Genomic DNA, 22,389 nt, shown 5'->3' on the forward strand with positions numbered 1-22,389 from the left:
TGTGGCATTGGTGGAGAGAAATCAGGCAGCATCAACGGAGTAGCCGGCGAAGTGATGGCAGGCGAAGACGGATGTACTCAATATAGAGACTACATGTTCAACGCTACTGACGATTGTGAAAATCCAGCAGCAGAAGTCGTAATCCGTGTAACGAGAATGTACGATGAGACTGATCCTGTAATAGTTGATTTACCTGAAAGTCTTGAATTATGTGATGAAGGATTACCAGAAATGTTAAATGCTAAATGGACAGATAACTGTTCTGTTGGTGGAGACTTGGTGGCGTATCCTACAAACATAAGAGAAGAAGGTTGTGTTCAGTACGCAGATTATGTTTTCACAGCAACGGATGATTGTGGTAATAGTGTTACTGAGACAGTAACAATGTCAAACAAAACAGATCTGTTTGAAAATTGTGGAACTGCGTTTGCAAGAGCTGATAATAATACATGTTTCTTAGATGATGGCTTTAACCGTTGGGGTTGGACAAATTATTTTGCTGAAGAAGGCACGTATACTATACCTTTATATACAGGGGCAGCTCAATGTAATCCATCAAATGGAGATCAAACAGGAGAAGTAACAGTTACTTATTTAGATGGATACGTATCGGTTGAGTATAATTTATTTGAAGGATATGTAATGAGTGTGGCACATGTGTATATAGGGTGTGAGAAATATCCTACAAAAAATGGTAAAGAAACAGTAGCGCCTGGACAATTTAATTTCAATACAAGCACTTTAGATTATGTATCGAATTATACGGTAGGTCCTATTGAAGCTAGCGGACCAATATATGTAATTGCTCATGCAGTAACTTGTGAAGAAGTTTGTAGATGTCATGAATCAACTGATGATGGAGGAACGTTTACTCCTGGAGGATCTGTAAATTGTTCAGAAGAGGTTGCTGAGGCTAGTCAACAAGAACCGTTAAGTTTTAGTGCTTATCCTGTTCCATTTGAAAATGAGTTGACATTGGAGTATAATTATAAGTTTGATACTAATATAGCTATCGAAATATATAGTATGAACGGTATTTTGATTAAGAGAGTTGAAAATAATTCTTATATCAAAGGAACTAAAGAACAAATGATAATTGATTTGTCAAATGTTCAAAATCAAGCCTTGATTGTAAGAATGATTACGAGTAGAGGCGTTGTTAATAAAAAAGTTATAGCAATGCGACCTAAGAAGAGAAAGTAATCTGAATTATGAGTTGTTTAGAGAGGTCTGATAAAAAAGCCTCTCTAAACATACCCTTGAAACCAAAACTAATCAAACAAAAGAAACGCTAAGACGATCGTCTTAGCGTTTCTAATTTGTTGGAAGTTTTATTAAACTTTAAAGGTAAGCATAGGTTTTATTGATTTTTTAGATAAATGCTTAGTAATGCTTCCATTAAAAATGTGAGCTAAGCCACTTCTTCCGTGGGTTGCTAATGCAATAATGTCTGCATTAATCTTGTTAGAAAAGTTTAAAATTCCTTTTTCGATTGAAGAATCGTTGTAAACGTTAATAGTGTAATTTTTTAAATCATATTTTTCGATAAATTTTTTAATTCGTTTATTGGTTTCTTGAGTGTTTTCAAATTTTTGAGGAGTGTTTACTTTTAATAGGTGAATTTTGCTGTCAAAATTTTCAGCAAATTCTAAAAATCGTTCAAAAGCTTGTGTTTTATCAGGTTTAAAACTTGAAGCAAACACAAGGTCTTTAGGGATGAAATGATCCCCATTTTTTTTAGTAACAATAACAGGGATGTCAGAATTTCTTACAATTTTCTCAGTGTTAGAGCCTATAAGAATCTCCTCTAAATTTGTGTGACCTTTAGCCCCCATAATAATAAGATCTGTTCCATTCTTTTTAGAGTAATCTTGAATTCCATCATAAGGACTTTGAAATCGGATAGCATGTTTGATATTGTTGTTTTTAGGAAAAAACTGTTTTTTGTAATCAAGCATTCTATCTCTAACTTTTCTAATATACAACATGCTTTCAGGGATACTAAAATTAGTTCCTGATCCCATGTCTACAAATCCAGTAGGAAGTTCAACCATATGAAGTAGATGAACTTCGCTATTAGCTTTTTTAGCTATTGTCGAGGCTAACTTCGAAGCATATTCCGAAGGTTTTGAAAAATCGATTGGTACTAGTATTTTTTTCATAATAAGAAGATTTAAAGAGAGATAGTCTCTTAAATATACGAAAAAACAATTAACAAATAAAAGATATTTGTGTGTTAATGAATAACTTACTATATTTGCAGCAAATTTATTAATCAGATAGATGAAGGGGACGAGAGTCCCCTCTTTTTATACCTAAGATGAATCAAGAACGAGTTAAAGAATTATTACAAGAAGCCTTACAAGAAAACGAATCATTATATTTAATAGATTTACAATTTTTGGCAGACAATAAAATAAAAGTAATAGTAGACGGTGACTCTGGTGTACCTCTAAGCGAATGTATTCGTATTAGTAGAAATATAGAGCATAATTTAGATAGAGAAGAAGAAGATTTTTCGTTAGAAGTTACAACACCAGATATTGCTCAGCCATTAACAGTTAAGCGTCAGTATAAAAAGAATATCAATAGAATTCTAAAAGTTAAAACAGCAACTGAAGAATTCGAAGGAACATTAACCGAGGTAACAGAAGATAATATTACGTTACAATGGAAAACAAGAGAACCTAAACCAATAGGTAAAGGGAAACATACGGTAGAGAAAACAAAGACACTAGCGTATCAAGATATTAAAGAAGCAAAAGTGAAGATCATATTTTAATTAGAGAATGAAATGGAAAATATTGCGTTAATAGAATCATTTTCGGAGTTTAAAGATAATAAAAGCATAGACAGAGTAACATTAATGTCTATCTTGGAAGAAGTATTTCGTGCTGCCTTAAAACGTAGATTTGGGTCAGATGAAAACTTTGATATCATTATCAACCCAGATAAAGGAGATTTAGAGATTTGGAGGAACCGTGTGGTGGTAGCAGATGGAATGTCTGAAGACGATAATGAGGAAATTGAACTTTCAGAAGCAAGAAAAATTGAGCCAGATTTTGAAATTGGTGAAGATGTTTCTGAAGAAGTAAAGTTAGTAGATTTAGGAAGACGTGCTATTTTAGCTTTACGTCAAAACTTAATTTCTAAAATTCACGAACACGATAGCACAAACGTCTTTAAACAATTTAAAGATTTAGAAGGAGAAATTTATAGTGCAGAAGTACACCATATTCGACATAATGCTGTAATTTTGTTGGACGACGAAGGAAACGAGATTGTTTTACCAAAGAGTGAACAAATTCGTTCAGACTTCTTTAGAAAAGGAGATGCAGTTAGAGGAGTGATAAAATCAGTAGAATTAAGAGGTAATAAACCTGCTATTATTTTATCAAGAACTTCGCCAGCGTTCTTAGTGAAATTATTTGAACAAGAAATTCCTGAAGTTTTCGACGGTTTAATTACTATTGAAGGTGTTGCAAGAATTCCTGGAGACAAAGCAAAAATAGCAGTAGATTCTTACGATGATAGAATTGACCCTGTTGGAGCTTGTGTTGGTGTAAAAGGTTCTCGTATTCACGGTATCGTTCGTGAATTAGGAAACGAAAATATAGACGTAATCAATTATACGAAAAACGAACAGTTATTCGTAGCAAGAGCATTAAGTCCTGCAAAAGTAACTTCTGTAGACATTCAAATGTATGAAGAAGAGAAAAACGGTAAAAAAGGACGTGTAAACGTTTTGTTAAAACCAGAAGAAGTATCAAAAGCAATTGGTAGAGCAGGTGTTAACATTCGTTTAGCAAGTGAATTGACAGGTTACGAAATAGATGTTCAGAGAGAAGGAATTGAAGAGGAAGATGTAGAATTAACAGAATTCTCTGACGAAATCGAAGCTTGGGTAATTGAAGAATTCAAGAAAATAGGTTTAGATACAGCAAAGAGCGTTTTAGAAAAAGACGTATCAATGTTAGTACAAAGAACCGATTTAGAAGAAGAAACAATTTTAGATGTTCAACGAATTTTAAGAGAAGAATTCGAAGACTAAATATAAATTATAAAGGAAGCTAGTTTCCTATGTGGATTTACTCATATAAAATCTAGCAAAAAGCAGAAAAAAAGCATAACTATGCGTTTTACGTGTAAAGTGTGTTTTTTCAATAAAAAGTATAAAACAATATATGGCTGAAGGCAAAAAATTAAGACTAAATAAGGTTTTAAGAGAACTAAACATTTCTTTAGATAGAGCTGTAGAACACCTAGCTAAAAATGGCTATGAGATAGAAGCTCGCCCTACTACCAAAATATCAGATAAAGAATATCAAATTTTATTTGATGGTTTTCAAACTGATAAATCTAAAAAGGTGGCCTCTAAAGAAGTTAGCGAAGAAAAGAAAAAAGAGAAAGAGGCAATTCGTCAGCAATTAGAGCAAGAGCAAGAAAGAAAACGATTAGAGGAAGAAGCTAAAAAACAAGAAGTTTTAAAAGCCAAAGCTGAAAAGTTAGAACTTAAAACAGTAGGTAAGATAGATGTTGAAACTGGTAAAGCTGTTGAAGATAAACCAGAAGCAGTAAAACCAGAAAAACCAGAGCCTACAAAAAAAGAGGAGAAAGTAGAGGAACCTAAGAAAGAAGAGCCTGTTCAACCAGTTCAAGAAACTAAAAAAGTAGAAGAACCAGTAAAGGTTGAAGAGAAAAAGCCAGAGCCTCCAAAAACTGAAAAGCCGAAGGAAAAAACAGTTGATACTCCTAAAAAGGAAGTAAAAAAAGAACAGCCTATAGAAGTAAAAAAGACTGTTGAAAAAAAGGTTAAAGAGGTGAAGCAATCAGAAAAAGAAACTGAGGTTACTCCAGAAAATGCTGAGAAAATTAAAACTCAGTATAAGAAATTAGAAGGTCCTAATTTTACAGGTCAAAAAATTGATTTAAAACAATTTGAAAGACCAAAAAAGAAAAAACCAGAAGCTAATAAGACAGACGGAGATAAGAAGAAGCGTAAGAGAATTAGCAAACCTGGAACTCCAGGATCAGGAGCAAAACCACAAGGAAACAATAGAGGTGGTCAAAACCGAGGAGGCCAAAGAGGTGGAAACCGAGGAGGTCAAAGAGGTAGAAGACCAACTACTGCTCCAAAAGAAGAGCTAACAGAAGCACAAATCCAAAAACAAGTTAGAGAAACCTTAGAAAAACTTCAAGGTAAATCTAAGAAAGGAAAAGGTGCAAAATATCGTAGAGATAAAAGAGACGCACACCGTCAGCAAAGTGAAGCAGAATTACAAGCAGCACAAGCAGAAAGTAAGGTGTTAAAAGTAACAGAGTTTGTTACAGTAAGTGAAGTTGCTACGATGATGGATGTTCCTGTTACTCAAATTATTTCTAGTTGTATGATGCTAGGAATGATGGTAACAATGAACCAACGTTTAGATGCTGAAACATTACAAATTGTTGCAGAAGAATTTAACTATACTGTAGAGTTTGTTGGAGCTGAAGTTGAAGAATCTATTGAAGAAGTAGTAGATAAGCCTGAGGATTTAATAACTCGTGCACCAATTATTACAGTAATGGGACACGTAGATCACGGTAAAACATCATTACTAGATTACATCCGTAATGCGAATGTTATTGAAGGTGAATCAGGAGGTATTACACAGCACATTGGTGCTTATGCAGTAAAGGTAGGAGATCAGAAAATAGCCTTCTTAGATACACCAGGTCACGAAGCCTTTACGGCAATGCGTGCTCGTGGAGCTCAAGTAACCGATTTAGTTATTATTGTAGTAGCTGCCGATGATGATGTAATGCCACAAACAAAAGAGGCAATTTCTCACGCGCAAGCAGCAGGAGTGCCAATTATTTTTGCAATAAACAAGATAGATAAGCCTAACGCGAATCCAGATAATATTAAGACACAACTTTCTTCTATGAATTTATTAGTAGAAGATTGGGGAGGTAACATTCAATCACAAGAAATTTCTGCTAAAACAGGACAAGGGGTTGATGAGTTATTAGAAAAAGTATTATTAGAAGCAGAAGTATTAGAGTTAAAAGCAAACCCTAATAAAAATGCAAACGGAGCTGTAGTAGAAGCTTTATTAGATAAAGGTAGAGGATATGTATCTACAATATTAGTACAAGCAGGTACATTAAAAATTGGAGATTACATGTTAGCAGGAAAACATAGTGGTAAAGTAAGAGCTATGTTTGATGATAAAGGAAGAAAAGTAAAAGAAGCAGGACCTTCTACACCAGTATCAATTTTAGGTTTAGATGGAGCGCCACAGGCTGGTGATAAGTTCAATGTATTTGAAGATGAACGTGAAGCTAAGCAAATAGCAGCAAAACGTTCTCAATTACAACGTGAACAATCAGTTAGAACGCAAAAAACATTAACACTTGCAGAAATTGGTCGTCGTATTGCATTAGGAGACTTCAAAGAATTAAATATTATCTTAAAAGGAGATGTAGATGGTTCTGTAGAAGCTTTAACAGATTCGTTCCAAAAATTATCTACAGAAGAAATTCAAGTGAATATTATTCACAAAGGAGTTGGAGCAATCACCGAATCTGATGTGTTATTAGCAACTGCTTCAGATGCAATTATCGTTGGATTTAACGTACGTCCGCAAGGAAACGCACGTTCGGTAGCAGATAGAGAAGAAGTTGATATCAGAACATACTCAATCATTTATGATGCTATCAACGACCTGAAAGATGCAATGGAAGGAATGTTATCTCCTGAAATGAAAGAAGAAGTTCTTGGTAATGTAGAAATTAGAGAAGTTTATAAAATTTCTAAGATTGGTAACATTGCAGGATGTATGGTGATTACAGGGAAAATTACAAGAGATGCTAAAGTTCGTGTAATTAGAGATGGAATTGTAGTTCATGATGGTGTATTAGCTTCGTTAAAACGTTTTAAAGACGATGTTAAGGAAGTAACTAAAGGATACGATTGTGGTCTTCAAATAAAAGGATATAACGATATTAAAGAAGGAGATACATTAGAAGCTTATACTGAAGTTGCAGTTAAGAAAAAACTTAAGTAATCATTTACTTTAATATAGAATATAAAAGGTGCCTAATTAGGCACCTTTTTTTATGCTTGATGATTAAAAATGACTTTTTTTACCCCATTCATTATCAAGGGCTTTAAAAAAGATGTTATTATCCATTATTACTCGCAAGTGATGTTTAAAGGGAGTAAGGTGTTGTAAATGAGTGAGAAAAAAAAGTTTTGATTGTGTGTTGAAAATTATATATTGCGTATCGTTAAAAAACCCTTCAAATTATTATTGAAATAATAAAATATTAACAATTTATCTTCTTTAAAAGAATTTTGTTTGTAGTTTTTTAACAAAACAAACAACACTTTTAGTGTTTCTAATACTAATTTTTAAACATTCACAACATGAAAAGAATTTTTCTTACCATGGCAATTGCTGCTGGAATTTTAGTAGGTTGCCAAACAAACGAGCAAAATCCAGATTTAGAACCAGAGGCAGATGTAACAACGTTGCAAAAAGCAGAAAAGCAATGTTTTGCTAACGATGTTCTAGAAGCAAATATGGCTAATGATCCTAGCTTAAAAAGCAAAATGGAAAATATTGAAAACTTTACAGCATCGTACTTACAAAAAGTTAAGTCTGGTGAAGTACAAGCTAGATTAGTAAATGGAAAGATACAGATACCAGTTGTTTATCACGTAATTTACCGTCAAGCAAGTGAAAACTTATCGTTATCAGTATTACAAGATCAAATTGATGCATTAAATGAAGACTTTAACATGCAGAATCCTAATAGAGGGGCAATGCCTGCTGAGTTTGCTGGAGTTGAAGCAAATGTAAATATCGATTTTGTTATAGAAGATGTAATCAGAGTTCAAAATGATAAAAAGAGAAGTTGGAGACCAGATGATTCAATGAAATTTACTTCTTCAGGTGGTAGTGATGTTGTAAACCCACAAGAGTTTTTAAACATTTGGATTGTTAACGTTATGCCATATAGAGGAGGGCAAATTTTAGGATATGCACAATTCCCAGGAGGTAGCTGGTCTACTGATGGTGTAGTTTTAGCACACAGTTTTGTAGGGCGCAACCAAAGAACTGCAACACACGAAGTTGGTCACTACTTAAATTTACGTCACATTTGGGGTGATGGTGGATGTGGTGCTAGCGACTTTGTTGCTGATACTCCTGATGCTGATGGAAATAGTAGAGGATGCCCTACTTACCCAGTAATTGAATGTGGAAGTGCTAACATGACTATGAACTTTATGGATTATTCTGATGACAGCTGTATGTATATGTTTACAGAAGGTCAAAAAGCTAGAATGGATGCAGTATTTGCTCCAGGAGGATTTAGAGCTACTATGGCAGACTAATCTTTTTCCAATACGAAATTCATATATTAAGACGTTCTTTATGTAAAAGAGCGTCTTTTTATTATCATAAACTAAAAAGTAAGAAATAGATGAAATACCTAAAAATAATAACTCCTGTAGTATTTTTATTGATGATGAACTGTGCAGCACAAAATAAAACGAAAGAGTTTGATAAAATAGCTTATGAAGCTCAAACAAGAGGAAGCATGGTGCAATTAACTGTTGAAGGAAATAACTTATCATACAAAACGTATCAAAAGGAAGGAACCAAAGAAGTAACTAAAGGACAACTAGAAGAGTTAAAAGCTATAATTAATGAGTTAAATTTAGAAGAAATAAGCAATTTAAAAGCACCAAGTGAAAAAAGAATAACCGATGGAGCTTTGCATGCAGAATTTACTATCAAAATAGCTGATAAGGAATACAAATCAATCACATTTGATGCTGGCAACCCGCCAAAAGAATTAAAAAAACTAGAAGATTTTTTATATAGGCTTTCGGGTGTAAAATAATAAACAAAAAAACCGAGCAATTTGCTCGGTTTTTTTATAAAGAGAAAGAATATTAATTCTCTTTATAAATTTTACTTTTTTTACCGTCTTTATCAATAAAGTAGAAACCTTCAGGTAGACTTTTAATAATATCAGTTTCTTCTGTTTTATTGTTGATTGTAGTCTCATTGATTTTATTTCCATTTACATCATGGATGGTTAACTGAGTTGGAGTTTTAAAAGAAGAGGAATTAACACTAGCATAAGCCTGATTGTTGCCTTCATTAGATTCAGACGTATTTCCATTGTAGTCTGCTATAGCATGTAAATAATTAAAGTTAGAAAGGTTGTAGCCTAAATAATTATCCCATATATATACTTCTGAGCACATTTCTTTAGTTTGATTTGGTGCTATGCTTAACGAAGAATTAGGATAAGGAAGGTTAGCAACAATACTTGAACTATTTAAGCTTGAGCTGTTTGTTAAAATTAAAGCCGTGTTATTAATTGTACCAGTTGCAACTCCTATATTTTTAATGTTAACACAGAATTTATGGTTTTGGTTAGTTCTAAGAGTTAATGCTCCAGAAGTATCTGTACTAGTATAAGTTCCTCCAGCATTAATAGATATGCTAGTGACAATAAAATCAGGATCCCCAACAGGACATCCATTGTTAGAAGAAGGACCTGCTTGGTTAGGGCAGTTGTCTTGCCAGTTTTGTACCCCATCACCATCTGAATCTCTATTATCTTGTGAGTCGCATGCATCACCAATACCGTCATTATCGATGTCATTTTGATTTGCATTTGAAATATTAGGACAATTGTCTTCAATATCATTTATCCCATCTCCATCAGTGTCTGTATTACAAGTAATGTTTATAACATTACTAACATTACTTTCATTGATAAATTCATCAGCATCTTGATCTGAACTATCCTCAGCCTGAACTATTTTTCCATAAAAATTTAGACCATCTACATCTTGAAAATAATAAACTTCATTTACTTCTAGTTTAGAAACTAAATATATATTCAGTTTATGATATTTTGAACCTAAATCATTACAAAAAGATTCAGTTGCAACAGAAATAGAGTTTCCTAAATCTTTAACCCTGTGGTATTTGTATGACTGTCCAAAGCAAAATAAAGGAATAGTGAATAAAAATAATAAAGTAATTTTTTTCATAGTTTTTATATTTTATAATTAAACATTATAAAAATCAAGTTTTTTTCTTGTTTATCAGTTAACCAGGGATTAACAAAAAGTAAATAAATAGAAATAAAAAAAACCGAGCAATACGCTCGGTTTTTAATAAATTATATATTGAGTTAGCTATTATAACCCAGCTTCTCTCCAAGACCAAGTTGAAATATCAACTTTAGTTCCCGTTTTATAGTCAGCTGTAGTAGAAGCAGCTTCTCCATCAATCACAACGTTTGCTAAAGGACCTCCATCTTTCATGTCAATGTTCTTGTCATACCCTTCTAACCAAATGTTAGTAATAGTAGCTCCAGAAGTCTTTTTAAACTGTAAAGCCGTACCACCAACAGTAGAAATAGCTGTCAAGTTTTCAAACTGAGGATTGTTGTTAACTTTATCTCCTTCAAAAGCAGTTGAGAAACCAGCAATAGTATGAGAAATATAAGTGTTAGTTACTTTTCCGTTCCATCCTTCTGTCCAATCTACAGAGTCATCTTCGTTATTTTCTAAGTATAGGTTAGTTGCAGAAACAGTTCCTCCAAAAAACTCAACTCCATCATCAGCACCGTTAATTACAGCAATGTTTTCAACAACAGTTCCAGAACCTACTGAGTAGAAAGAAACTCCGTTATATTGAGATTCAGTGTTAATTTGTGCACCAGTACCTTTAATTACTAAGTTTTTGATAACACCAGAGTTATCGTCATCTTGAGTACCCCCATAGATAAATCCTCCAACTTCAGCTGTAACATCTGTACCAGCAGAAGTAGTAGCTTTACCACAGATAGTTAAACCTCCCCAGTCTCCTGGTTTTCCAGCAGCTGAAGCCATCACTACAGGAGCATCAACAGTACCGTTAATGTTGATTTTTGCACCTTGTAAAACAGCGATATAAACATCAGTTCCTTTTGGGTCAACGATAATTTTTGTCCCCGCTTCAATATTTAAAGTAGCTCCGTCTTTTACGATATAAGACCCAGTTAAGTTGTAAGTCTTATCAGAAGTTAATGTAACGTTTCCAGTAACCTCACCTACTAAAGGAGTAATTTCAACGATTTCACCATTGATGAATGACCAACCAGAGATATCAACTTTAGTTCCTGCTTTGTATTCAGTGTCTAATTTTGCAGATTCTCCTTCGATAATAACGTTTGCTAAAGGACCACCGTCTTTCATATCGATATTGTCATCATATCCTTCTAAGAATAAGTTTGTAATAGTAGCACCAGATTGCTTTTTAAATTGTAAAGCAGTACCACCAACAATTGATTTAGCTGTTAAGTTAACTAACTTAGGATTTTTGTTGTCTTTGTCAGCTTCTACAACAGTTGAGAAACCAGCTTTTGTATTTACTACATAAGAGTTTTCAACAGTACCATTCCATCCTTCAGTCCAGTCAATAGCATCGTCTTCTAAGTTTTCTAAATATATATTTTTAGCAGAAACAGTTCCTCCAAAGAATTCAACTCCATCATCAGCTCCATCAAAAACTGCAATATTTTCAACTGTAGTTCCAGAACCTACTGAATAGAAAGATACTCCGTTGTATTGAGATTCAGTGTTAATTTGAGCACCAGTACCTTTAATTACTAAGTTTTTGATAACACCAGAATTATCGTCATCTTGAGTACCACCGTAAATAAATCCACCAACTTCAGCAGTAACATTAGTACCAGCGGTAGTAGTAGCTTTACCACAAATAGTTAAACCACCCCAGTCACCTGGTTTACCATCACTAGAACTCATAACTACTGGGTTACTGTTAGTTCCGTTAATGTTGATTTTTCCACCTTGTAAAACAGCAATATAAACATCAGTTCCTTTAGCATCAGCAACAATACTTGTTCCTGCAGGAATAGTTAATGTAGCTCCGTCTTTGATAACGAAAGAGCTAGTTAACGCATAAGAGGCATTTGATAATGTATAATCTTCAGAAAGCTCACCGCTCATGATTCCGTTTTGTAACTTCTCTACAACATCAGAAACATCAGGAGGTAAAATTGCTGGGTCATCGCTACCACAACTTGTAAAAGTTAAAGCTGCAACAGAAAGAGCTGCTATACTTAATAATTTAAATGATCTTTTCATTTTGATTTCTTTAGTTTAATTTTATTGTACAAATAAAAAACCTATATCTTTTGTTTCTTTTAACTGAATATTAATTGATTGTTATATAAAACCATTAATATTAATTTAAAGTTAAAGAGGTCTAGAATGTATAATTTAAGCTTAGAGAAACTTGTCTCCCTTTTTTGTAAGAAAGTACAGTTTCATTAGTTTCAATTAAGGTGTTTAAATCACGAACTAATTGAGTTTGTTCAATTTTAGGGTCTAATAAGTTTTTACCAACTAACTTGGCAGTAAACCCTTTAAAGATTTGCTTGCTTAATACAAGGTCTAGAGTTATAAAACCTTTTTCAATAATTTCATCGTTGTAAAGAGTAGCGCTATTGTCAAAATCTTCAGGTGCACCTAGAGCGTAAATTTTATCTGAAGCATAGTTACCAGTTAAAGTAGCAATGAATTCGTTTTCTTTATTGTTTGAATAGCTTAAAGAACCATTAACAATAAAGTCTGAAGCTCCTTGTAATTCAGATTCAGATTTTCCTTTAAATTGATATCTAGGAGATAAATCTTGATTAAACCACATCTTAGTTAAGTTAGCTGTAGCATTTAATACCGTTTCTTCGTCTTCATTCTTTAAAAGATCTAATCTACCTTCAAATTCGAAACCTAGAATATCAGCTTGTTCACCTGTATTGAAGAATTTAAAGTAACCAGATGAACCTTGATCTTGTGTTAAGTTTATAGGGTTGTTGATTTGTTTGTAAAAAGCTGTTGCAGAAATTAATTGGCTTCTGCTTGGGAAAAACTCCCATTTTAAATCAACATTATATATGTCAGATTTTTCTAAATCTTCGTTACCCCCAATAACACGACCAGTTGGAGAAACGTATTCGAAAGGAGACAATTCTTTAAATTCAGGTAACGTTTGAGTTACACTTGATGCAAAACGGATAAAGTTTCTATCGTTTAATTCATATTTTAAGTTTACACTTGGATATAAGCTTTCGTAAACTCTATTAGTTGATCCAAATCTGCCAGGACGGTTAGCTACATTCCATGCCATATCGATTTCATCTCTCTCAAAACGTAATCCAATATTACCAGATAATTTGTTGTCAAACTTAAAATCGAAGTTTGTGTAAGCTGCTAAAACAAATAATTCTCCTTGATATAAATCTGGTTGCTGTTCTCTTAAAATTAAACCAGCATTAGTTCCTTGTTGTAAAGTCTCTGAGATTTGATCAACAGAAGAAGCTGTAAAATCTTTTGCTCTAAATCCGATAAATAAAGAGTTAAAAGATCTTTCTTTTTTACGGAAGTTTAATCCGTAATTCAATTTATAAGGTTTTTCTTCATATTCATCTGCAGTATACCCTAAAGACCATTGGTTTTCTATTAAAGCATTGTATTCAGTATCTTCAATTTTTTGAGAAGATTTTCTTTGTTGGTAATCTCCAACATGAGCAAATTGAATTAATGGACTAGAATTAATATCTAAAATGTTTACTTCATTTCTAATACGGTTTGGCTCTTCTGCTAAAACAAAATTATAACCTGTAGCCCAGTTTAATTGATTGTTTTTATTCCACTTATGTTCTCCCATTAATTGGTTAACAAACATAGTGGTTTGTTTAAAGTTTTGGTCTCTTACAAAAGCTCCCTCTTCTTGTGGATCTTGGTCAAATACATATCCTTCTCCATTTCTACCTTGTTCATATAACCCATCTTCACCTTTGTTAACAAATAAAGTGTTGTACTTTAATTTATTATTATCGTTTAGTTTTAAGTCAACTCTTATGTAACCAGTAGAATTTGTCTTAGCAATGAAGTTTTCAACATCGGTAAATGAGTTATTTAATACATTAGATCTGTAAGCTTTAAATAAGCCATTTCTATATTCAGATGATTTTGAATGTGAAGCAGAAGCTAAGATTTTCCACTCTTTGTTAAATAAGTTGAACCTTTTGGCTCCTGACAATGAAATTCCGTAATTAATTGGTGCTTCCCCTTTTTTAGTATCCCATCCTTGTAAAGTCATTTGGTTTTGAAGAGCGAATTTCTTTTGGTGGAACCCAAAAGTTACATCGTCACTAATAATAGTGTTTCTGAAGTTGTCAACTTCAATAGCGTTTGTGTTAACACCTCCGCTTATACCTATAGAAAACATATCTTTTGTGTACTCTTTAGAAGCAATATCTACATTTCCTGATGCTTGGTCGGCATAACTTGAGGTAGCATATGTTTTACTAATACCTACATTTTGAATAACATTTGTGTTGAATAAACTTAAGTTAACATTTTTATTGCTTACATCGTCTGAAGGAATTGGTAATCCATTCATAGTAGTAGATAAGTATCTGTCGCCTAAGCCACGAATATAGATATCTCCTGAACCTTCACTTTTGTTAACACCAGAAATTTTTGTAGTTGCAGCAGCAGCATCACTAACTCCTTTTTTAGATAATTCTTGTGCTCCAATACTTTCTTTAATTACTGTAGCTTTTCTTTGTTCTAATAGTAAAGCAGTTTCTTTTTCTCTACTAACAGTAGCGTTAATTTTAACCTCGTCTAATGCTACCCCTTCATTAGCACCTAATTCTTGATTAACTGTAGTTGTTTCATTCTCTTTTACTACTATTTGTTTTTCAATAGTTTGATAACCAACGAAACTAAAAACAATAGTTTGATTTCCTGCAGGTACATTAAGAGTATACTTGCCATCCATATCGGTTGTCCCCCCGATAGAAGTTCCTTTAATAAAGACATTCGCAAAAGGTAACGCCTCTCCACTCATTTCTTTATCAGTAACTGTACCGTTAATAGAGCCTTTGCCTTGAGAAAATGCTAGATTACATAAGCTTAAAAAAGCTATAAATAATATTTTTTTCATTCTAATCTTTGAATTCTGTTTATTTATCCCGCAAAATTCAAGTTAAATAGTAAAGCTAATGTTACGTAGGAATTACGTTTGTATTATTAGAATGTTTAGTTAATGTTAACTAGCTTCTGATATGTTATTAGAGTATTAATTGTTTGTAAATTTTAAGCCAAAAACAAAGGTTCTCGGTGTAGCTGGACCGTAAATAAAATTACTATCACGCTCTTTACCTATATCAAACTTTGATTGATATGCATCAAAAATATTTTTAATTCCAGTAGTAAGCTCTAAATTAGTGCTTAGTTTTTCTAAATTAAAAGTATAACTAGTGTTAATTCCTAAGTTAAAAAAAGAAGGAGAGGTAAAGTACTCATCTGCTGTTAGGTTTTGTGGAGAAGCTAAATGTAGTACTTCCATATTTCCTGTATACACTAAATTTAAAGCTGTTTTAAATTTTTGGTTTGGAGTATAAGTCGCAGTAGCATACCCATAGGTGTTAGGTGTACGTAAAAACTCTTTTTTTAAAGATAGTTCGTCTGAATTGTTAACGGCTGAGTTATACTTGCTTGACTGATAGGTAAAGCCCGCATCTAGTTGCAAGATACCATCATAATTTAATCGTGTTTCTAAAGTGATACCTTTTACAACGGCACCATCACCATTTCTTTTTTCAAAAACTTCACCAAACTCATCTTCTCCTATAGACTCTAAATAAAAAGCATCTTCTAAGTTGGTGTAAAAACTCTCAAAAGTAAATCCGTAAATGTAATGCTCAGTAGGTTTGTCGTAATTAAAAGACAAGGTGTAACTATTTGAACGTTCTCTTTTTAGGTTGTCGGCTAATAATACTCGAGAAATTCCACCGCCAGCAAAAGCTATGTGTAAATCAGTATCAAAAGCTTGTGGTGCTCTAAAACCAGTTCCCCAGGTTCCTCTGATTTGTGTGTTTTCAAAAGGTTTAAATAACAAAGATACTCGAGGGCTAGCAACGTTATTTACAATAATTTTTTCAGTTCCGTTTTGTTTTAAGGTGTTTAATTTGTGGTTGTCGTAGCGAACACCTGTTAGTAAATTTAATTGCTTGTTGATTTCCCAATCGCTTTGGAAAAAGAATCCGAAGTTTTGAGTTAGTTGATCTACTTTATACTCGTATGCTTCTATAACATCAAAAACATCATCTTGTACAAATTCACCACCTAAAGTCAGTACATTATTTCCGCCTAAAAATTTCTCTAACCTATAATTGAATTGTAAACCTCCTTGAAAAGTAGTAGTCGTGGAGTTTCCATATGGTGGTTTAGTTAAATGTTCTGTGTCTTCAGGAGTGTTGATGTCTGGGCGAATTCCTGTATAATGCTCTCTATCGGTATATTGTGTGGCTAAATAAGAAATTATAGAGCTTTTATCATCATTAAAGTTAATTTGATAATCAATATTTCCTATATAAACATCATGAACACGTTCTTCTGATTGTAGCGCAAAATGAGGAGCTTTTTCTATCATTTCTCCACCATAACGATATTCATTCATTTTACTAAAGTTAACCTCTATTTTTTGATTATCTGTAGGGAGGAAAAATAAATTAGTACCAAATGAATTATTTTTTAATTCAGGCAATTCAGAAAAATTATCACCATTAGCATCATACAGGTCTCTTTTTCTATTATTGATAAAAAACGAAGCGCCAGCATTTCTTTCTTCATTTACTATTGTGGCATTTCCAGCAATTATGTGATCTGAAACTCCTTTAATATTTTGATAAGTGTAACCAATACTGTAATTATTTTTCTTCGGAATCTTTGTAATTACATTTACAGTTCCTCCTATAGCACTTGAACCATATAAGGCAGAACCACCACCGCGGACTACTTCTATACGTTCAATCATATTTGTTGGTACTTGTTCTAGTCCGTATAATCCAGTTAATGGGCTAAAAATAGGGCGGCCGTTAATTAAAATTTGTGAATACCCACCAGTTAAGCCGTTCATACGAAGTTGCGTGTAGTTGCAAGTTTGGCAATCAGTTTCTACACGTAAACCAGTTTGGAATTTTAACCCTTCAGATAAGTTACAAGCTTGTACATCTGACAAGGTTTGGCTATTAATAACATTAACTATAACTGGGCTGTTAGTTCTGCGTTTATCAGTACGTGTTCCAGTAACAGTAACTTGATCTAAAATCTCTGCAGTTTCAGTTAATATAAAATTTACTGTTTTCTCCTCGTTAGGGTTTATACTGATAGTTTTTCTTTCTGATAAAAAACCAATGCTAGAAGCAACTAATATGAGTTTGTTTTTTGTTGTTTTTAATATATAGTTTCCAGACTCATCTGTAGTAGTTCCGTGTTCTGTTCCTTTTATAAATACATTAGCAAATGGTATGGTTTCTCCAGAAGAAGAAGTAACTCTTCCTTTAATTATTTGTCCGTTTACAATACTTGATAATAATATAACTGCTAAGGCTATGTGATTTTTCATGTTGAAAATAGTTTACTGTTGAACAGTTTTTGAAACTTAATATTTTTGCAAATATAAATTAATTTTTAGTCTTGACTAAAAATATGTTTAATTAAATCAAAAACTATATATTTGCATACCTAAAAATATAACGATGTTTAGCCAGTCTGAAGAAAACTATATAAAAACAATGTATCATTTAGCTGCTGATTACAAGAAAGGAATTAGTACAAATGCGATTGCAAAAAAGTTAGAAACAAAGGCATCTTCAGTAACTGATATGGTTAAAAAGTTATCAGAAAAAAACGTGGTTAGCTATAAAAAATATCAAGGAGTAACATTAACTGATTTTGGAAAGAAAATAGCAGCGAATATTGTTCGTAAACATCGGTTATGGGAAGTTTTCTTGGTAGATAAACTCAATTTTTCTTGGGATGAAGTACATGAAGTAGCAGAACAGTTAGAGCATATTAAATCTCCAAAATTAATTAATGAGTTGGATGCTTTTTTAGATTATCCAAAAAGAGATCCTCATGGAGACCCCATTCCAGATAAAGAAGGAAACTTGCAAATAATAGAAAAAAGTTTGTTGTCTACTTTAAAGAAAAACGAAATAGGTGTTTGTGTTGGTGTTGATGATAGTTCTTCGGAGTTTTTACGCTTTTTAGACAAGCAAGAAATAGCATTAGGTAAACAAATAAAAGTGTTAGAAAAAGAACCTTTTGATGGGTCTTTAGTTATAGAAATGGATGAGAAAACTCTCACAGTATCCAATAAAATAGCAAGTAACTTATATATTCAAAAATCACGTTAAGCACATAACAAGAAATAACTTTTTATAAATGAATTTATTTAATCAATTAGTAAATTTTGGTAAAGAACACCCAATTCAAGCTGCATTATATGCGTCACTATTCACTTGGGGTTTAACAGCTTTAGGAGCAAGTTTAGTGTTCTTTTTTAAAAAAATGAACAGAGCTGTTTTAGATGGGATGCTTGGTTTTACTGGAGGAGTAATGGTTGCAGCAAGTTTTTGGAGTTTATTAGCTCCAGCAATAGATAATAGCCCAGGAGAAGGGTTTTTAAAAGTACTTCCTTCTGCAGTCGGTTTTGCTTTGGGAGCTTTGGCTTTATTTGGTATGGATAAAATATTACCACACTTGCATATTAACTTTAAAGAACACGAAGTTGAAGGTGTAAAAACAAGCTGGCACAAAACAACATTGTTGGTTTTGGCAATTACCTTGCATAACATTCCAGAAGGATTAGCAGTAGGGGTGTTGTTTGGAGCAGCTTCGACAATGGTAGGAGTAGAGCAAACTGAAATGATTATCGCGGCTATTTCATTAGCTATTGGTATTGGGATTCAAAATTTCCCTGAAGGATTTGCAGTGGCAATGCCATTAAGAAGACAAGGAGTAAGTCGTTTTAAAAGTTTTTGGTATGGACAATTATCAGCTATAGTGGAGCCTATGGCGGCAGTTTTAGGTGCAGTAGCTGTGTCGTTTTTTACACCAATTCTACCATATGCACTTGCTTTTGCAGCGGGAGCAATGATTTTTGTGGTAGTTGAAGAAGTAATTCCAGAAACACAACGTGATAAATATACAGATATAGCCACCTTAGGTTTTATAGGAGGATTTATAGTAATGATGTCGTTAGATGTTGGTTTAGGTTAGAAAAACTTTAGTGTAAAACATAAAAAGTACTATTCCCGCAAAAGCGGGAATCTTTTTTTGGTTAAATTGCTTACTTAATTATATTTTACTTTGTTAGAAAATCTGTCAACTTTTCAAGTATACAACGCTTCTGCAGGTAGTGGAAAAACCTTCACTTTAGTAAAAGAGTATCTAAAGGTGTTACTGCAATCTGAAGATATTTTTCGCTTTCAAAAAATATTAGCAATCACGTTTACTAATAAAGCTGCTGGCGAAATGAAAGAGCGTGTGTTGCATAATTTACAAGTTTTTTCAGAAGGAGATAGTAATGATTTACTAGATATTATTTTAGAAGAAACTTCACTTGATAGAATTATAGTAAAAGAACGAAGTAAAAAAATATTAGACGAAATCCTTCGGAATTATTCCGCATTTTCAATTACTACCATCGATAGCTTTACCCATAAAATCATAAAAAGTTTTGCTTATGATTTAGGGTTGCCACTTAATTTTGAAGTAGAAATGGATGCTGTTTCTTTACTAAATGAAGCGGTAGATGTATTGATTTCTAAAATAGGAAGTGATGAAGCATTAACTAAATTATTAATAGACTTTTCTCTAGATAAAGCAGATGATGATAAATCTTGGGATGTTTCTCGTGAATTAAATGAGTTCGCCAAAATTTTGTTGAATGAAGATGATACAAAACATTTTAAAAAATTAGCTGATAGGCAACTTACCGATTTTACCAATTTAAAAACCAAGTTGTCAAAACATCAAACACAAATAAAAAAACGCTGGAAAGAAATTGGAGAAGAAGGTTTACAGGCTATTCAATTAGTACAGTTAGATCATAAAGATTTTTATCGATCAATGTTGCCAAATCATTTTGTAGCACTAGCTAAAAACCCAGAAAAGGCAAAGTTTTTTGACCAAAGTAAATTAAGAGAACGGATAGAAGAAGGTTCTTTTTATTCAAAATCAAAATCAGAAGATATTATATCAGTTATTGAAGGAGTCCTGCCAGAGCTTTTAAAATTGTACATGGAATCTGAGCAACTGTATCAACAATTTTCAATGAATAAACTAGCATTGAAAAGTATTATTCCATTAGCAGTTTTAAATAATATCAATCAAGAGTTAACACATTTAAAGGAAGAGAATAACTTACGATTGAATGCGGAGTTTAATCATTTAATTTCTGAAAACATCAAAGACCAGCCTGCTCCGTTTATTTATGAGCGAATAGGGCAGCGATTTATGCATTATTTTATTGATGAAATGCAAGATACGTCAACCTTGCAATGGCAAAATTTAATCCCGCTAATCGATAATGCATTGGCACAAGAAAACAGTAATTTGTTACTGGTAGGTGATGGAAAACAGGCAATTTATCGTTGGCGAGGAGGGAAATCAGAACAATTTATAGGTTTAGGTTCAGAAAAAGATAATCCTTTTCAAATTTCGAAAGAAGTAAAAACCTTAGAAACCAATTTTAGGAGTTATGCTGAGGTGATAAATTTTAATAATCAGTTTTTTCAACACACTGCAAACTTTCTACAAAACGATTCGTATAAGGAGTTATTTGTTGAGGGGAATAAACAGTTAACAACAGCTAAAAAAGGAGGTTTTGTGTCGCTTTCCTTTTTAGGGAAAGAAGAAGATAAAGAAGAGGAAAAAAACAAGTATCCGAAGAAAATTTTAGAGCTTGTTAAAAATTTAGAAGCTGACTTTACGCTGAATGAGATTTGTATTTTAGTTCGTAAAAAGAAAGATGGAATTGCTGTAGCAAACTATTTGTCAGAAAATGGAGTTAATATTATTTCTTCAGAGACGTTATTATTAGAAAATAGTTCAAAAGTTAATTTTATAGCAAATGTTTTACAAGTAATTCAGCATCCAAATGACAAGGAAACCTGCCTAGAAATGCTTTATTTTTTGCAAGAACATTTAAGAGTAGCGAAAGATAAACATTTATTTATCGATAGTTTAATACATCAACCAAATGAAAAACTCTTTTTAGAATTAAAAAAATATGGAATATCTTTTGAATTGTCGATGTTTCATCAGCTACCTTTTTACGAAAAAATAGAAGAGATTATTAGAGGTTTTCAATTAATTACTACATCAGATGCCTATGTGCAGTTTTTTTTAGATGTGGTGTTAGAGCAGCAACGAAAAGGAACTAGTATTCAAGAGTTTCTAGATTTCTGGTCAGAAAAAAAAGATAAACTAAGTATTGTAGCTCCTGAAAGTGGAAACGCAGTACAAGTTATGACAATTCATAAATCAAAAGGTTTGGAATTTCCGGTAGTTATTTTTCCGTATGATTTAGATGTGTACAGACAAGTGAACCCGAAAGTTTGGTTAAATGAGCTGCCAGAAAATTTTGATGGATTCAAAGAATTATTAGTTCCTTTTAATAAAGATTTGAATTATGTAAATGACCGAGGTATGGAAATTTACCAGCAGCAAAGAGAAGAGTTGGAGTTAGATAACTTTAATCTGTTGTACGTTGCTCTTACTAGAGCAGTTGAACAATTGTATATTGTAACAGAAAAGAAGATTTCGTCAAAAGGAGAAGAGAATACTAATTTTTATTCTGGAGTTTTTATTAATTATTTAAAGAAGTTAGGTGAATGGAATGATGAAGTCTTAGATTATTCTTTTGGTGATAAGAAAAGGGTGAGTGTTCAAAAAGAAAAGAAATCAGGAGTTCAAATACAGGAAGGTTTTATATCTACTCCTTGGAAGGAACATAATATTCACATGTTAGCAAGTGCATCAAAATTGTGGGATACTGAACAAGGAAAAGCTATTGAGTTTGGTAATTTGATTCATGAAATGATGGCAGAAATCATTACAAAAGAAGATGTAGATAAGGTGGTTTATCGTTATGAACAACAAGGAATATTACCACAAGAAAAATCATTAGAAGTAATAAAAAACATCCAAAGAATAGTTGGGCACTCTGAGCTAAAAGAATATTTTTCGGGAAAAGCTGTGGTGTTTAATGAGAGAGAAATTGTAGATGTTGATGGTCAAATTGTAATTCCAGATAGGTTGATTTTTAATCAAAACAATGAAGTAGTGATTATTGATTATAAAACAGGAAAGCCCTCCAAAGTATACCATCAACAATTATTGAGGTATTCAAGAGTATTGCAAACGATGAATTTTAAGGTATTAAAAAAACTACTCATATATATTGATGAAGAAATTTTGGTTGAAGAAGTTTAAAACCTAACTTT

Annotated in this window: 14 protein-coding genes; 9 read left to right on the forward strand and 5 right to left on the reverse strand. The window is 32.7% G+C overall.

Annotated features, from left to right (window positions below; all coding sequences use genetic code 11):
• Positions 1-1,203, forward strand: a 1,203-nt coding sequence (locus ACKTTR_RS01165) for a hypothetical protein (protein ID WP_408026140.1), incomplete at its 5' end; no start/stop codon positions are given.
• 131 nt (positions 1,204-1,334) lie between these two features.
• Here ACKTTR_RS01165 and ACKTTR_RS01170 read toward each other — a convergent pair.
• A complete protein-coding gene (locus ACKTTR_RS01170) occupies positions 1,335-2,162 on the reverse strand; it encodes a universal stress protein (protein ID WP_408026141.1) in 828 nt (275 codons plus the stop codon).
• 158 nt (positions 2,163-2,320) lie between these two features.
• On the opposite strand from ACKTTR_RS01170, the gene rimP reads away from it, so the two are divergent.
• The 5 genes from rimP to ACKTTR_RS01195 all read left to right on the forward strand — a co-directional run bounded on the left by rimP (position 2,321) and on the right by ACKTTR_RS01195 (position 8,895).
• Positions 2,321-2,782 carry a ribosome assembly cofactor RimP gene (gene rimP / locus ACKTTR_RS01175; protein ID WP_125343178.1) on the forward strand — a complete coding sequence of 154 codons (462 nt, stop codon included), beginning with the start codon at positions 2,321-2,323 and terminating at the stop codon, positions 2,780-2,782.
• A 12-nt stretch (positions 2,783-2,794) separates the two neighbouring features.
• A complete protein-coding gene (gene nusA / locus ACKTTR_RS01180; protein ID WP_408026142.1) occupies positions 2,795-4,051 on the forward strand; it encodes a transcription termination factor NusA in 1,257 nt (418 codons plus the stop codon).
• 133 nt (positions 4,052-4,184) lie between these two features.
• Complete coding sequence (gene infB / locus ACKTTR_RS01185) at positions 4,185-7,049, forward strand: translation initiation factor IF-2 (RefSeq protein WP_408026143.1); 2,865 nt, start codon at positions 4,185-4,187, stop codon at positions 7,047-7,049.
• 362 nt (positions 7,050-7,411) lie between these two features.
• Positions 7,412-8,383, forward strand: a complete 972-nt coding sequence (locus ACKTTR_RS01190; protein ID WP_408026144.1) for a M43 family zinc metalloprotease — start codon at positions 7,412-7,414, stop codon at positions 8,381-8,383.
• Between the two features lie 89 nt (positions 8,384-8,472).
• Complete coding sequence (locus tag ACKTTR_RS01195; protein ID WP_408026145.1) at positions 8,473-8,895, forward strand: hypothetical protein; 423 nt, start codon at positions 8,473-8,475, stop codon at positions 8,893-8,895.
• Between the two features lie 52 nt (positions 8,896-8,947).
• Here ACKTTR_RS01195 and ACKTTR_RS01200 read toward each other — a convergent pair whose 3' ends face one another.
• The 4 genes from ACKTTR_RS01200 to ACKTTR_RS01215 form a co-directional block, all read right to left on the reverse strand.
• Positions 8,948-10,063 (reverse strand): thrombospondin type 3 repeat-containing protein, encoded by a 1,116-nt coding sequence (locus ACKTTR_RS01200; protein WP_408026146.1) that lies wholly within the window; start codon positions 10,061-10,063, stop codon positions 8,948-8,950.
• 150 nt (positions 10,064-10,213) lie between these two features.
• Complete coding sequence (locus ACKTTR_RS01205) at positions 10,214-12,166, reverse strand: hypothetical protein (protein ID WP_408026147.1); 1,953 nt, start codon at positions 12,164-12,166, stop codon at positions 10,214-10,216.
• A gap of 121 nt (positions 12,167-12,287) precedes the next feature.
• Positions 12,288-15,035 carry a TonB-dependent receptor gene (locus ACKTTR_RS01210; protein ID WP_408026148.1) on the reverse strand — a complete coding sequence of 916 codons (2,748 nt, stop codon included), beginning with the start codon at positions 15,033-15,035 and terminating at the stop codon, positions 12,288-12,290.
• Between the two features lie 135 nt (positions 15,036-15,170).
• Positions 15,171-17,501 carry a TonB-dependent receptor gene (locus ACKTTR_RS01215; RefSeq protein ID WP_408026149.1) on the reverse strand — a complete coding sequence of 777 codons (2,331 nt, stop codon included), beginning with the start codon at positions 17,499-17,501 and terminating at the stop codon, positions 15,171-15,173.
• A gap of 133 nt (positions 17,502-17,634) precedes the next feature.
• Between ACKTTR_RS01215 and ACKTTR_RS01220 the strand changes: the two genes are divergently transcribed.
• The 3 genes from ACKTTR_RS01220 (at position 17,635) to ACKTTR_RS01230 (ending at position 22,378) form a co-directional block, all read left to right on the forward strand.
• Positions 17,635-18,294, forward strand: a complete 660-nt coding sequence (locus ACKTTR_RS01220) for a metal-dependent transcriptional regulator (RefSeq protein ID WP_408026150.1) — start codon at positions 17,635-17,637, stop codon at positions 18,292-18,294.
• A gap of 28 nt (positions 18,295-18,322) precedes the next feature.
• The gene (locus ACKTTR_RS01225; RefSeq protein ID WP_408026151.1) at positions 18,323-19,159 is read left to right on the forward strand and encodes a ZIP family metal transporter; all 837 of its coding nucleotides are present in this window, start codon (positions 18,323-18,325) and stop codon (positions 19,157-19,159) included.
• Positions 19,160-19,249: 90 nt separating this feature from the next.
• On the forward strand, positions 19,250-22,378 hold the full coding sequence (locus ACKTTR_RS01230; RefSeq protein WP_408026152.1) for a UvrD-helicase domain-containing protein: 3,129 nt from the start codon (positions 19,250-19,252) through the stop codon (positions 22,376-22,378).
• Positions 22,379-22,389 lie beyond the last annotated feature (11 nt).

The organism is Tenacibaculum litoreum, assembly GCF_964513915.1.
Taxonomy (GTDB): Bacteria; Bacteroidota; Bacteroidia; order Flavobacteriales; family Flavobacteriaceae; genus Polaribacter; species Polaribacter litoreum.

What these genes read in the sequence shown, in the direction of transcription:
- ACKTTR_RS01215 (WP_408026149.1), bottom strand. Translation starts at nt 17,501, where the DNA reads ATGAAAAATCACATAGCCTTAGCAGTTATATTATTATCAAGTATTGTA.
- ACKTTR_RS01210 (WP_408026148.1), bottom strand. Translation starts at nt 15,035, where the DNA reads ATGAAAAAAATATTATTTATAGCTTTTTTAAGCTTATGTAATCTAGCA.
- ACKTTR_RS01225 (WP_408026151.1), top strand. Translation starts at nt 18,323, where the DNA reads ATGAATTTATTTAATCAATTAGTAAATTTTGGTAAAGAACACCCAATT.
- ACKTTR_RS01200 (WP_408026146.1), bottom strand. Translation starts at nt 10,063, where the DNA reads ATGAAAAAAATTACTTTATTATTTTTATTCACTATTCCTTTATTTTGC.
- ACKTTR_RS01195 (WP_408026145.1), top strand. Translation starts at nt 8,473, where the DNA reads ATGAAATACCTAAAAATAATAACTCCTGTAGTATTTTTATTGATGATG.
- infB (WP_408026143.1), top strand. Translation starts at nt 4,185, where the DNA reads ATGGCTGAAGGCAAAAAATTAAGACTAAATAAGGTTTTAAGAGAACTA.
- nusA (WP_408026142.1), top strand. Translation starts at nt 2,795, where the DNA reads ATGGAAAATATTGCGTTAATAGAATCATTTTCGGAGTTTAAAGATAAT.
- rimP (WP_125343178.1), top strand. Translation starts at nt 2,321, where the DNA reads ATGAATCAAGAACGAGTTAAAGAATTATTACAAGAAGCCTTACAAGAA.
- ACKTTR_RS01170 (WP_408026141.1), bottom strand. Translation starts at nt 2,162, where the DNA reads ATGAAAAAAATACTAGTACCAATCGATTTTTCAAAACCTTCGGAATAT.
- ACKTTR_RS01220 (WP_408026150.1), top strand. Translation starts at nt 17,635, where the DNA reads ATGTTTAGCCAGTCTGAAGAAAACTATATAAAAACAATGTATCATTTA.
- ACKTTR_RS01190 (WP_408026144.1), top strand. Translation starts at nt 7,412, where the DNA reads ATGAAAAGAATTTTTCTTACCATGGCAATTGCTGCTGGAATTTTAGTA.
- ACKTTR_RS01205 (WP_408026147.1), bottom strand. Translation starts at nt 12,166, where the DNA reads ATGAAAAGATCATTTAAATTATTAAGTATAGCAGCTCTTTCTGTTGCA.